Here is a 12,723-nt window from a genome sequence, read left to right as displayed (position 1 = left end):
AGGTACCCGGGATCAGTCGGGCACGTCGGCCGGCCGGCCGGATTGCGGGGTATCGCCCGCGGGCTCCTGCCCCGGGACCACCTCGCGCGGAAGATCCGGCGGACCGTCACCTTCCTCTTCCATGGCCTCCATCTGGTCCAGCAGGCTCTCGGCCTCCGGGCTGGAGGCGGCCAGATAGGCCAGTGTCAGGCTATTCAGGAAGAACACCACCGCCAGAAACGCGGTCGAACGGCTCAGAAAGTTGGCCGAACCGGCCGCCCCGAACACCGTTGCCGAAGCCCCGCTGCCGAAGGCGGCGCCAGCATCGGCCCCTTTGCCGTGTTGCATCAGGATCAGCGCGATCAGGCCGATCGAGACCGCGACCTGGACAACCAGGAGCAGGCCGTAAATCATGCTGCGACTCGCTCGCCCGCGGCACGGACGATGGCGGTGAACCCGTCGGCATCCAGCGAGGCGCCGCCGATGAGACCGCCGTCGATATCCTCCAGCGCCAGCAGCCCGGATGCATTGTCGGCCTTCATGCTGCCGCCGTAGAGAATGCGCAGCTCCGCGGCGATGCGCGGGTCGCGGCCGGCGACGCGATTACGGATGAAGGCATGCACCTCCTGGGCCTGTTCCGGCGTGGCGGTCAGCCCGGTGCCGATCGCCCAGACCGGCTCGTAGGCCACCACGGCACTGGCGAAGGCCTCGACCCCGGCCGCGTCCAGCACCGCATCCAGCTGCTCGGCCACGACGCTCTCGGTACGGCCACCCTCGCGGTCGTCCTTCTGCTCGCCGACACACAGGATCGGAATCAGGCCGGCCGCCTGGGCCGCAACGAATTTCGCGGCCACCCAGGCACTGTCCTCGTTCTGCCGCTCACGGCGCTCGGAGTGCCCGACGATCACGTAACGGCAGCCGACCTCGGCCAGCATGGCGCCGGCCAGTTCGCCGGTGTAGGCGCCCTTCTCCTCGTCCGAGCAATCCTGGGCACCCACCGCAATGGGGCCGCCCGAGAGGTCGTCGGCGATTTCGGCGAGGTAGACCGCGGGCGGACACACCGCCACGTCCACGCCCCGGATATCGCCCAGGCTGCCCTTCAGGGCGCTCAGGAGCGCGCGGTTCGCGTCCCGCGAACCGTTCATCTTCCAGTTTCCGGCGACCAGCGGCGTGCGCATGCGGATCTTCCTCCTGCGGTCGGACGCACCCCATGGATAGACGGGGTCCGATCATGATGATTAGAGCGGCGGGATGTTACCGGCGCACCGGGAGCAAATCAACCAAGCCGGCACGCGCCACGCCGGCGGCGCCCGGCGCGGGGTGACGCAGGGAGAGCCGCCCGCGGGCGCCGAGGGCGTCAGATCGCCGCGCGGATACTGTCGGCGATGCGCTCAGCGGCCGAGCGGGTCTCGTTCGCGTCCTCGCCCTCGACCATCACCCGCACCAGCGGTTCGGTACCCGAGGGACGCAGCAGCACCCGACCGCGCTGGCCCAGCTGACCCTCGACCGCGGCAACCTCCGCGCGTACCGGCTCGGCCTCCAGGCAGCCCGAAGCGGCACCGCTGACGGGCACATTGATCAGGCACTGCGGGAGCTTGGGGATCGCCGCGGCCAGCGCCGACAGCGGCTGGCCGGTGCGATGCATCAGGTGGGCGACCTGCAGCGCCGCGACCGTGCCATCACCGGTCGTGGTGTGCTCGAGGCAGACGATGTGGCCCGACCCCTCGCCACCCAGGGTCCAGTCGCGACGCCGGAGCTCCTCCAGCACGTAGCGATCCCCGACCTTCGCGCGCACGAACGGGATGCCGGCGCCATTCAGGGCCTGCTCCAGGCCGAGGTTGGTCATCAGCGTCCCGACCACCCCACCATCGAAGCCCCCGCTCTGCTGCCGCGCCAGCGCCAGGATGCCGAGGATCTGATCGCCGTCCACGACCGTGCCATCGGCATCGGCCAGGATCACGCGGTCACCATCGCCGTCCAGGGCAATCCCGAGGTCCGCCCCGCTGGCGCGCACCTGCGCCGCCACCTTCTCGGGGTACAGGGCGCCCACGCCCTCGTTGATGTTGTAGCCGTCAGGACTCGCGCCAAGGATCTCGACACGGGCGCCCAGCTCCTCGAATACATGCGGGGAGACGTTGTAGGTGGCCCCATGGGCGCAGTCGATCACCACCTTCATGCCGCGCAACTCGGAGCGCGCCGGGATGGCGCTCTTGCAGAACTCCACATAGCGCCCGGCCGCATCGCTGATGCGCACGGCCTTGCCCAGTCGCGCCGCGTCGATCGGCTGCGCCGGCTGATCCAGGCGCGCCTCGATCGCGGCCTCGGTCGCATCCGGCAGCTTGTCGCCCTCGGGCGTGAAGAACTTGAACCCGTTGTCGTGGAACGGGTTGTGCGAGGCGCTGATCACGATGCCCGCGGTCGCACGGAAGGTATGGGTCAGGTAGGCGATCGCGGGCGTGGGCATCGGCCCCAGCAGCGCGACATCCAGCCCGGCGGCCGACAGCCCGGCCTCCAGCGCCGACTCGAACATGTACCCGGACACCCGCGTGTCCTTGCCCACCAGCACCGGGCCCTGGCGCTGGCCGTTCTCGCCCAGCACCTCGCCCACGGCATAGCCCAGTCGCAGCGCAAACTCCGGCGTCATGGGCCACTCGCCGGTGCGCCCGCGAATCCCGTCCGTCCCGAAATACTTGCCCATCAGTTCCCTCGATTGTCCTGCTCTTCGCCGCCATCCGGCCGCAACTCCGAGTATAGCGCCAGCGCGTCGCGGGTCGCCGAGACGTTGTGCACACGCAGGACACGCGCCCCGGCCTGCGCCGCCAGCATCGCCGCCACGGCACTCCCCGGGTCCCGCTCGGCGACCGGGCGATCCCCCAGCAACTGGCCGATCATCGATTTGCGCGAAACGCCGACCAGCAACGGCAGGCCGGCCCCGGCCAGATGCGGCAGGCCACGAAACAGGGCGACGTTGTGCGCCAGGGTCTTGCCAAAGCCAAACCCCGGGTCTAGCAGGATCTGGCCTCGCGGCACGCCGGCGGCCCGCAATTCGCGCACCCGCTGGTCCAGAAAGGCCGCGATCTCGGTCACCACGTCGTCATAATGCGGCGCACGCTGCATCGACTGCGGCTCGCCCTGCATATGCATCGCGCAAAGCGCCACGCCATCCTCGCGCGCCGCCTCGACCGCCGCCTCCAGGGCCCCCTCGGCTCGGAAGCCGTTGACGTCGTTGAGCAACCCGGCGCCGGCCGCGACCGCCTCGCGCATCAACGCCGGCTTCATCGTATCCACGGACAGCGGCACACCGATTTCCGCGTGCAGCGCCTCGATCACCGGCAGCACCCGGCGGCGCTCCTCCTCCAGTGGTACCGGCTCCGCGCCGGGACGCGTGGACTCACCCCCCACATCGAGGAGATCCGCCCCCTCCGCGACCATGGCGCGGGCGCGCGCCAGGGCCTCTTCGACCCGGGCATATTGCCCGCCATCGGAGAACGAGTCCGGGGTCACATTGAGGATACCCATGATGCGTGGCCGCCCCAGGTCCAGGCGGCGCGCTCCGCATTGCAGCACGGGTGCATCGGTCGGCACGATCTTTCTCCTTTGCCACCAACGACAAAGGCCGCCAGGAAAGGGCCTGGCGGCCTGGGTTCGACGCGTCGGCGGGGGCCCCACTCAGGACTGCGGCGCGGGCCCGCCTACAACACCCTTGTTGTCGTCGTCATCGCGACCTTCGGAGCCGTCACCCGAGCCACTGGCGTCGGACTCCTCGCCGGCCTGCGCGGTACCGCCGGGGCCGCCGCCGCTGTCCCAGTCGGCGGGTTCGCGGGGTTCGCGCCCGGCCATGATGTCCTCGATCTGCTTGTCGTCGATGGTCTCGTACTTCACTAGTGCCTGGGCCATCGCATGCAGCTTGTCGATGTTGTCCACCAGGATCTGCTTCGCGTGCTGGTAATTCGTGTCGATGATCTGGCGCACCTCGGCGTCGATCTCGCGCGCGGTCTCGTCGGACATCGGCTTGGACTTGCCCATCTGCCCGCCCAGGAAGGGATGCCCCTCTTCCTCGCCGTAGTCCAGCGGGCCCAGCTTGTCCGACAGGCCCCACTTGGTGACCATATTGCGCGCGATCTGGGTGGCACGCTCGATGTCGTTGGAGGCCCCGGTGGTCACCTTGTCGTGGCCGAAGATGATCTCTTCCGCCAGGCGCCCACCGAACAGGCTCGCCAGCTGGCTTTCCAGGCGCGTCTTCGAGTGGCTGTAGCGGTCTTCCTCCGGCAGGAACATGGTCACCCCGAGGGCGCGCCCGCGCGGGATGATGCTGACCTTGTACACCGGGTCATGCTCCGGCACCGTCAGGCCGACGATCGCATGCCCGGCCTCGTGATAGGCGGTCAGCTTCTTCTCGTCCTCGGACATCACCATGGACTTGCGCTCGGCGCCCATCATGATCTTGTCCTTGGCGCGCTCGAAGTCGGACATATCCACCAGGCGCTTGTTGGCCCGGGCCGCGAACAACGCCGCCTCGTTGACCAGGTTGGCCAGATCCGCCCCGGAGAAGCCCGGCGTACCACGGGCAATCAGGTCCGGGCGCACATCCTCCGCGATCGGGGTCTTCTTCATGTGGACCTTGAGGATCTGCTCGCGGCCGCGCACGTCCGGCGGCGGCACCACCACCTGGCGGTCGAAGCGGCCCGGGCGCAGCAGCGCCGGGTCCAGCACGTCCGGGCGGTTGGTCGCGGCGATCACGATGACCCCCTCGGTGCCCTCGAAGCCGTCCATCTCGACCAGCAGCTGGTTCAGCGTCTGCTCGCGCTCGTCGTGACCACCGCCCATGCCGGCGCCGCGCTGGCGGCCGACCGCATCGATCTCGTCGATGAAGATAATGCAGGGAGCGTGCTTCTTGGCCTCGGAGAACATGTCGCGCACGCGCGAGGCACCCACGCCGACGAACATCTCGACGAAGTCGGAACCGGAGATGCTGAAGAACGGCACCTTGGCCTCGCCGGCGATGGCCTTGGCCAGCAGCGTCTTGCCGGTACCCGGAGAGCCCACCATCAGCACCCCGCGCGGGATCTGGCCGCCCAGCTTCTGGAACTTGGACGGGTCGCGCAGGAAGTCCACCAGCTCGGTGACCTCTTCCTTGGCCTCGTCGCAGCCGGCCACGTCACCGAAGCCGACCTTGACCTGGTCCTCCGACATCAGCTTGGCCTTGGACTTGCCGAAGGACATCGCGCCCTTGCCGCCGGCGCCACCGCCCTGCATCTGGCGCATGAAGTAGATCCACACGGCGATCAGCAGCAGGATCGGGAACCAGCTGATCAGGATGCTCATCAGCAGGGAACGCTCGGCCTCCTCGTGGGCATTGACCTCCACATTGTTCTGCAGCAGGTCGCCGATCAGGCCCGGGTCGTTCGGATTCACCGTGGTGAATCGCTGGCCTTCCAGCGTGGTGCCCTCGATCTTCTCGCCCTTGATGGTCACGTTATCCACGCGACCGCCCTGCACATCGCGGATGAACTCGGAGTAGGTAATGCTCCGCACATCCTGCGTCTGCTGCTGTGGGCCGAAGTTGTTGAAGACAGACATCAGGACGACGGCAATCACCGCCCAGATGATCAGGTTCTTGGCCAGACCGTTCAAAACGACACCTCGAAAAACATCAATCGTCAGTTGCAGGCAGCTTTACACATCCCGGGGCTCGCGTGCCAATACATACACTTCCCGTGACCGAGGCCGCGAGGCCTTCGGTTTGCGCACCTTGACCGAGCGAAACCGGCGGCGCACCTCGGCCAGGTAGGCATCGGAACCTTCGCCCTGAAACAGCTTGACCAGAAAAGCCCCCCGGGGGTTCAGAATCTGGGTGGCCAACTCCAGCGCCAGTTCACACAGATGGATGGAACGCGGCTGATCCACGGCATCCGTACCGGTCAGGTTGGGGGCCATATCGGAAAGCACAAGGTCGGCCGGCTCGTCCCCGAGCGCGCTCAGGATCGCATCCAGCACGGCGTCCTCGCGGAAGTCGCCGGTCACGATCTCCGCACCCGGCACGGGATCCATGGGCAGGATATCGGTCGCGACCAGGACCCCTTTGCGGCCGATCTTCTGCGCGGCGTACTGGGTCCAACCGCCCGGCGCCGCACCCAGGTCCACCACGCGCATCCCGGGCTTCAGCAGCCGGTCGCGCTCGTCGAGCTCCTGCAGCTTGTAGACCGCGCGCCCGCGGTAGCCCTCCTGCTGGGCCCGCTGGACGTAGGGGTCATCGAAATGTTCCTTCAGCCAGCGCTGGCTGGAGCGGCTACGCTTGGGCATGCCCGATCCTTGCGCCGGCACTCGGCGTGCTACAATTTTGGCTTTCCAACACCGAAAAACGGCCTCCCGTGAATCTGACCGACGCGCAACGCCGCCACCTGCGCAGCCTCGCCCATCCCCGCAAACCCGTCGTGACCATTGGCCGCAACGGGCTGACCGACGCGGTTCTGGCGGAACTGGAACTGGCGCTCACCCACCACGAACTGGTCAAGATCAAGGTGAATATCGGGGATCGCGAGGCCCGCAACGGGGCCGTCGAGGAACTGTGCGAGCGCACCGGCGCCGAGCGGATTCAGCGCATCGGTCATGTCGCCACCCTGTTCCGGCGCAACCCGGAGGACCCGAAGGTCTCGCTGGACCCGGCCTGACAGCCGGATACGGCGGCGTCAGTTGACGTAGCGGACCTCCAGGATCTCGTACTCCGTCTCCCCGCCCGGGGCCTGCACGGTGACCACATCGCCCTCTTCCTTACCGATCAGCGCCCGCGCGATCGGGGAAGACACCGAGATCATGTTGTTCTTGATGTCGGCCTCGTCCTCGCCCACGATCTTGTAGGTCACCTGGCGCCCGTCCTCGGTCGCCTCCAGCACCACCGTGGTGCCGAACACGACCTTGCCGGTCTGCGGCAGGGCCGTGACGTCGATGATCTGGGCATTGGAGAGCTTCGCCTCCAGCTCGCGGATGCGGCCCTCGATGAAGCTCTGCTGCTCGCGCGCGGCGTGATACTCGGCGTTCTCCTTGAGGTCACCATGCTCGCGCGCCTCGGAGATCGCGTTGACCACGCGCGGGCGGTCCTCGCCCTTCAGCTTCTTCAGCTCTTCCTTCATCTTTTCCGCGCCAGTCACGGTCAAGGGCGTCTTGTTCATGCGCTTTTCCCTCCGAGATTTTCCTGGTGGAGGTCCTGCAGCCGGAAGACGTCGTTCGCCCCCAGATGATCCAGGGCCTGCACGGTGGCCTTGGCCCCAGCAATGGTGGTGGTATAGCCCACCTTGTGCATCAGCGCCTCGCGGCGGATGGTGTAGGAGTCGGAGGTCGACTGCTTGCCCTCCACGGTGTTGATGATGAAGCTGATCTCGTCGTTCTTGATCATGTCCACGATATGCGGACGACCCTCGGTGACCTTGTTCACGCGGGTCACCGCGATCCCGGCCTCCTCCAGCACGTTCGCCGTGCCCCGGGTGGCCAGAACCTCGAAACCCAGCTCGACCAGGCGGCGCGCGACTTCACCCACCAGCGGCTTGTCGATCTCGCGCACGGACACGAAGGCCTTGCCGGTGGACGGCAGCAGCACGCCCGCCCCCAGCTGGCTCTTGGCGAAGGCCTCGGCGAAGCTGCGACCGACCCCCATCACCTCGCCGGTGGACTTCATCTCCGGCCCCAGGATCGGGTCCACGCCCTGGAACTTGGCGAACGGGAACACCGATTCCTTTACCGAGTAGTAATCGGGGTAGACCGCATCGCCCACGCCCTGCTCGGGCAGGGTCTGCCCGGCCATGCAGCGGGCGGCAATCTTGGCCAGCGGCCGGCCGACGCTCTTGGAGACATACGGCACGGTGCGCGAGGCGCGCGGATTGACCTCCAGCACGTAGATATCGTCGCCCTTGATCGCGAACTGGGTGTTCATCAGGCCGACGACCTTGAGCCCCAGCGCCATCTTGCGCACCTGCTCGACCATCTCGTCCTGTAGCGCCATCGACAGCGAGAACGGCGGCAGCGAACAGGCGGAGTCGCCCGAGTGCACGCCGGCCTGCTCAATGTGTTCCATGATCCCGCCGATGATCACGTTCTCGCCATCCGAGATGGCATCGACATCGACCTCGATCGCGTCATCCAGGAAACGATCCAGCAGCACCGGGGCATCGTTGGAGACGGACACCGCGTTCTGCATGTAGCTGCGCAGGTCCTCGCGGTCGCGCACGATCTCCATCGCGCGGCCACCGAGCACGTAGGACGGACGCACCACCAGTGGGTAGCCGATCTCGTCGGCCAGCTTCTCCGCCTCTTCCTCGCTGCGCGCGGTGCGGTTCGGCGGCTGCTTGAGTCCCAGCTTGTTCAGCAGGGCCTGGAAGCGTTCGCGGTCCTCGGCCAGGTCGATCGAGTCCGGGCTGGTGCCGATGATCGGCACGCCGGCCGCCTCGAGGTCACGGGCCAGCTTCAGCGGGGTCTGTCCGCCGTACTGCACGATCACGCCGGCCGGGTTCTCGGTCGCCACAACCTCCAGCACGTCCTCCAGGGTCAGCGGCTCGAAGTACAGGCGATCCGAGGTGTCGTAGTCGGTGGAGACGGTCTCCGGGTTGCAGTTGACCATGATGGTCTCGTAGCCGTCCTCGCGCATCGCCAGCGCCGCATGCACGCAACAGTAGTCGAACTCGATGCCCTGGCCGATGCGGTTCGGCCCGCCGCCCAGGACCATGATCTTCTGCTTGTCGGTCGGCTCCGCCTCGTTCTCCTCTTCGTACGAGGCGTACATGTAGGCAGTGGTGGTCGCGAACTCGGCCGCGCAGGTATCCACCCGCTTGTACACCGGGCGCACGCCCAGGCCGTGGCGGTGCTTGCGCACGGCCTTCTCGGTCTCGTTGAGGATCGTTGCCAGGCGCAGGTCGGAGAAGCCGCGCTGCTTCAGGCGGTACATCTCCTCGGCCTTGATGTCGCCCAGGATGCGGTCGCGCAGGCCCTTCTCGACATCCACCAGTTCCTGGATCTGGGCCAGGAACCAGGGATCGATCGCGGTCAGGTCGAAGATGTCCTGGATCGAGAAGCCGGCGCGGAAGGCATCGGCCACGTACAGCACCTGCTCCGGGCTGGGGTTGGCGAGCCGGGTGCGCAGCTGATCGACCACGTCGTCGGCATCCAGGTCAATGCGCTCGTCGAGACCGTCCATGCCGGTCTCCATCGAACGCAGCGCCTTCTGGAACGACTCCTGGAAGGTGCGGCCGATGGCCATCGCCTCGCCCACCGCCTTCATCTGCGTGGTCAGCCGCGCCTCGGCCTGCGGGAATTTCTCGAAGGTGAAGCGCGGGATCTTGGTGACCACGTAGTCGATGGACGGCTCGAACGAGGCCGGGGTCAGCCCGCCGGTGATCTCGTTTTTCAGCTCGTCGAGGGTGTAGCCCACCGCCAGCTTGGCCGCGACCTTGGCGATCGGGAAGCCGGTCGCCTTGGAGGCCAGCGCGGAGGAACGCGACACCCGCGGGTTCATCTCGATCACGATCATGCGCCCGTTCTCGGGGTTGATCGCGAACTGCACGTTGGAGCCACCGGTTTCCACGCCGATCTTGCGCAGCACCGCCAGCGAGGCGTCGCGCATGATCTGGTATTCCTTGTCGGTCAGGGTCTGCGCCGGGGCCACAGTGATCGAGTCCCCGGTGTGGATACCCATCGGGTCCAGGTTCTCGATGGAGCAGATGATGATGCAGTTGTCCGCCTTGTCGCGGACCACCTCCATCTCGAACTCCTTCCAGCCCAGCGCCGATTCCTCCAGCAACACCTGGTTTACCGGCGAGAGGTCGAGCCCGTTCTTGACGATGTACTCGAACTCCTCGCGGTTGTAGGCGATACCGCCCCCCGAGCCGCCGAGGGTGAACGACGGGCGGATGATTACCGGGAAGCCGATCTTCGGCTGGATCTCCTGCGCCTCCTCCCAGGAGTGCGCGAGCATCGCGGTCGGGGTGTCCAGACCGATATCGGCCATCGCCGCCTTGAAGTGATCGCGGTCCTCGGCCATGTCGATCGCCGCCTCGTTGGCGCCGATCATCTCCACCCCGAACTTCTCGAGCACGCCTTCCTTCGACAGGTCCAGCGCGCAGTTCAGCGCGGTCTGACCGCCCATGGTCGGCAGCACCGCATCCGGGCGCTCCTTCTCGATGATCTTGGCGACCGTCTCCCACTCCACCGGCTCGATGTAGGTGGCATCCGCCATCTCCGGATCGGTCATGATGGTCGCCGGATTGGAGTTCACCAGGATCACCCGGTAACCCTCCTCGCGCAGGGCCTTGCAGGCCTGGGCGCCGGAGTAGTCGAACTCGCAGGCCTGACCGATCACGATCGGGCCGGCCCCGAGGATCAGGATGCTCTGGATGTCGGTACGCTTGGGCATGTGACGGCTCTCGCAGGCTGTCGATATCGGAAATTCGGGAGGAGGAGCTTTAGCGACGCGCGGCGCGCATCATCTCGACGAAGTCGTCGAACGCCGGGGACACGTCGTGGGGGCCCGGGCTGGCTTCGGGGTGTCCCTGCAGGCTGAAGGCCGGGCAGTCGGTGCGGGCGATCCCCTGCAGCGTGCCGTCAAACAGCGACCGGTAGGTCGGCGTCAGCGTATCGGGCAGGTTGTCCTCGTCGATCGCAAAACCGTGGTTCTGCGACGAGATCATCACCCGCCCGCTTTCCTCGTGGCGGATCGGGTGGTTCGCCCCGTGGTGGCCGAACTTCATCTTCACGCTCTTGCCGCCGCTGGCGATCCCCAGCAGCTGATGCCCGAGGCAGATGCCGAACAGCGGCAGCTTGCGCTCGCAGATGTCGCGGATCGCCTCGATCGCGTAGGTGCAGGGTTCGGGGTCGCCCGGGCCGTTGGACAGGAACACCCCGTCGGGCTTCAGCTCCATCACCTCGTCCACCGGTGTCTCGGCCGGCACCACGGTCACGCGACAACCCCGGTCCGCCAGCTTGCGCAGGATGTTCTGCTTCATGCCGAAGTCGTAGGCCACCACATGAAATTCGGCCTGCTCCGGGACCACCCGGGCCGGCTCCTCGCCGAGCTGCCAGGTGCCCTCCAGCCATTCGTAGCGGCTGCGCGTGGTGACTTCGCGCGCCAGGTCCATGCCCTTGATGCCGGGAAACTCGCGCGCGGCGGCCAGGGCCGCTTGCTCGTCCACCTCACCGGCCTGGATGCAGCCGTTCAGCGCGCCCTTCTCGCGCAGAATGCGGGTCAGCTTGCGGGTATCGATCCCGCTGATCGCCACGATGCCGTGACGCAGCAGGTAATCCGGCAGCGACTCGCGCGAACGCCAGTTCGACACCAGCGGCGGCAGGTCGCGGATGATCAGCCCGGCGGCATAGGCGCGGGTGGACTCGTCATCCTCCGGGTTGGTACCGGTGTTGCCGATATGCGGATAGGTCAGCGTGACCATCTGCCGGTGGTAGGAGGGATCCGTCAGGATCTCCTGATAACCGGTCATCGCGGTGTTGAACACCACCTCGCCGACCGTCTGGCCCTGGGCGCCAATCGCCTGACCATGAAACACAGTGCCATCTTCCAGGACGAGCAGAGCGGGCGCGGACACAGGGGACCTCCGGATGGTCTGGGTCGGGGCCGCCAGGCGGTTCGCCGGCGGCGGTACTGCGATCGATTCGGGTCTTTGACCCGGCCTCGCCCGCACCGTTTCAACAGGGACAGGGCCCTGTTCTGGACAACGGTTCGGTGCTCGCGGGACGGGTACGGATACGCCTTCAAGTGTACGCGAGCGCCGCGCGCGGCGTCCAACGAGATGCCCGCTTGCGACGTCATCCGCCTCTCCGCTCCAGCCCGGCGATCGTTCATTCTATGCCGTTGGTGGCTGGCCCCCGTTCGTCGCCTGGTGTTTCACCTGCCTTCGGTCCGCCGCCTGCCTCGTGGTGGCTGGTCCTGGTTCAGCATCCGGTGTTTACGGTGCCTTCGGTCCGCATACTGCCTGGCGCTGACTCGCCAGCGCGCCCCGAGGTCCTTTCTTGCTTGCCCAAGAAAGTGAACCGTACCGACTTTTCCGGAGGCTCTGATCCTTGGGAGGATAGAGCGATGAGTGAGACGACACGGTATAGCCCGGAGGTCCGGGAACGGGCGGTGCGGCTGGTGTGGGAACACCAGGAGGAGTATTCGTCGCAGCATGCGGCGATCCAGTCGATTGCACCGAAGATTGGCTGCACGGGCGAGACGCTGCGGCTGTGGGTCCGCCGCGCGGAGCGCGAGCGGGACGATGCCTCGGCGTTGTCGGATAACGAACGGGCACGCCTGAAGGCGCTGGAGCGGGAGAACCGCGAGCTCAAGCGCAGCAACGAGATCCTGCGCAAGGCCTCGGCGTTTTTCGCCCAGGCGGAGCTCGACCGCCACGAGAAGTGATGCGGGCGTTCATCGACGCCCATCGCGAGGCCTACGGGGTCGAGCCGATCTGCCGCGAGTTGCCGATCGCCCCGTCGACCTACTACGAGCACAAGGCCCGGGAACGGGATCCCGGGCGGCTTCCCGCCCGCGTCCGGCAGGACGCGGCGCTGGACGCGAAGATCCACGACGTCTGGGAAGACAACTTCAGGGTCTACGGTGTGCGCAAGGTCTGGCATGCCCTCCGGCTGGAGGGCTGCGACGTCGCGCGTTGCAGCGTGGCGCGGCGGATGCGCGCCCTGGGTCTGCGCGGGGTGACGCGGGGCAAGGCCCCGCGCACCACCCGTCCGGCGCTCGGGATCGCGCTCCCG

The 12,723-nt window shown here is 67.2% G+C and carries 10 protein-coding genes, 1 pseudogene and 1 other annotated feature; of the genes and pseudogenes, 2 read left to right on the top strand and 9 right to left on the bottom strand.

The annotated features are described in order from the left end of the window. Positions 1 to 12: 12 nt before the first annotated feature. The 6 genes from secG to rlmE form a co-directional block, all read right to left on the bottom strand. Positions 13 to 393, bottom strand: a complete 381-nt coding sequence (secG, locus tag D106_RS0113160; RefSeq protein WP_018867790.1) for a preprotein translocase subunit SecG — start codon at positions 391 to 393, stop codon at positions 13 to 15. Then, positions 390 to 1,157, bottom strand: coding sequence for a triose-phosphate isomerase (gene tpiA, locus D106_RS0113155; RefSeq protein ID WP_018880332.1), 768 nt, complete (start codon positions 1,155 to 1,157; stop codon positions 390 to 392). Before tpiA ends, secG begins: the two co-directional genes overlap by 4 nt. Before the next feature lie 179 nt (positions 1,158 to 1,336). Continuing rightward, positions 1,337 to 2,677, bottom strand: a complete 1,341-nt coding sequence (glmM, locus tag D106_RS0113150) for a phosphoglucosamine mutase (RefSeq protein WP_018877160.1) — start codon at positions 2,675 to 2,677, stop codon at positions 1,337 to 1,339. Continuing rightward, positions 2,677 to 3,564 carry a dihydropteroate synthase gene (folP, locus tag D106_RS0113145; RefSeq protein ID WP_018880331.1) on the bottom strand — a complete coding sequence of 296 codons (888 nt, stop codon included), beginning with the start codon at positions 3,562 to 3,564 and terminating at the stop codon, positions 2,677 to 2,679. The genes glmM and folP overlap by 1 nt, the downstream gene beginning before the upstream one ends. 84 nt (positions 3,565 to 3,648) lie before the next feature. Further along, positions 3,649 to 5,613, bottom strand: a complete 1,965-nt coding sequence (ftsH, locus tag D106_RS0113140) for an ATP-dependent zinc metalloprotease FtsH (RefSeq protein WP_018867786.1) — start codon at positions 5,611 to 5,613, stop codon at positions 3,649 to 3,651. A 42-nt stretch (positions 5,614 to 5,655) separates the two neighbouring features. Continuing rightward, on the bottom strand, positions 5,656 to 6,282 hold the full coding sequence (gene rlmE / locus D106_RS0113135; RefSeq protein WP_018867785.1) for a 23S rRNA (uridine(2552)-2'-O)-methyltransferase RlmE: 627 nt from the start codon (positions 6,280 to 6,282) through the stop codon (positions 5,656 to 5,658). A 68-nt stretch (positions 6,283 to 6,350) separates the two neighbouring features. Here rlmE and yhbY point away from each other — a divergent pair, with 68 nt between their 5' ends. Further along, positions 6,351 to 6,650, top strand: coding sequence for a ribosome assembly RNA-binding protein YhbY (gene yhbY, locus D106_RS0113130; protein WP_018867784.1), 300 nt, complete (start codon positions 6,351 to 6,353; stop codon positions 6,648 to 6,650). A gap of 18 nt (positions 6,651 to 6,668) precedes the next feature. Here the strand turns inward: yhbY and greA are convergent, their stop codons facing one another. Genes greA through carA form a run of 3 tightly spaced genes read right to left on the bottom strand, consistent with a single transcriptional unit; the run spans position 6,669 to position 11,561 of the window. Beyond that, the gene (gene greA, locus D106_RS0113125; protein WP_018867783.1) at positions 6,669 to 7,148 is read right to left on the bottom strand and encodes a transcription elongation factor GreA; all 480 of its coding nucleotides are present in this window, start codon (positions 7,146 to 7,148) and stop codon (positions 6,669 to 6,671) included. After that, on the bottom strand, positions 7,145 to 10,378 hold the full coding sequence (gene carB / locus D106_RS0113120) for a carbamoyl-phosphate synthase large subunit (protein ID WP_018880330.1): 3,234 nt from the start codon (positions 10,376 to 10,378) through the stop codon (positions 7,145 to 7,147). Before carB ends, greA begins: the two co-directional genes overlap by 4 nt. Positions 10,379 to 10,427: 49 nt before the next feature. Continuing rightward, entirely contained in the window at positions 10,428 to 11,561 is a 1,134-nt protein-coding gene (carA, locus tag D106_RS0113115) for a glutamine-hydrolyzing carbamoyl-phosphate synthase small subunit (RefSeq protein ID WP_018880329.1), read from the bottom strand. Between the two features lie 491 nt (positions 11,562 to 12,052). On the opposite strand from carA, the pseudogene D106_RS15310 reads away from it, so the two are divergent. Further along, positions 12,053 to 12,723, top strand: a pseudogene (locus D106_RS15310) (IS3 family transposase); the annotation flags it as partial. Continuing rightward, positions 12,331 to 12,447, top strand: a sequence feature (AL1L pseudoknot). Its footprint overlaps the pseudogene before it by 117 nt.

The organism is Thioalkalivibrio sp. ALE9, assembly GCF_000377445.1.
GTDB lineage: Bacteria > Pseudomonadota > Gammaproteobacteria > Ectothiorhodospirales > Ectothiorhodospiraceae > Thioalkalivibrio.
The sequence above is the reverse complement of the archived record's forward strand: the minus strand, read 5'-3'. Positions and strand labels throughout refer to the sequence as shown.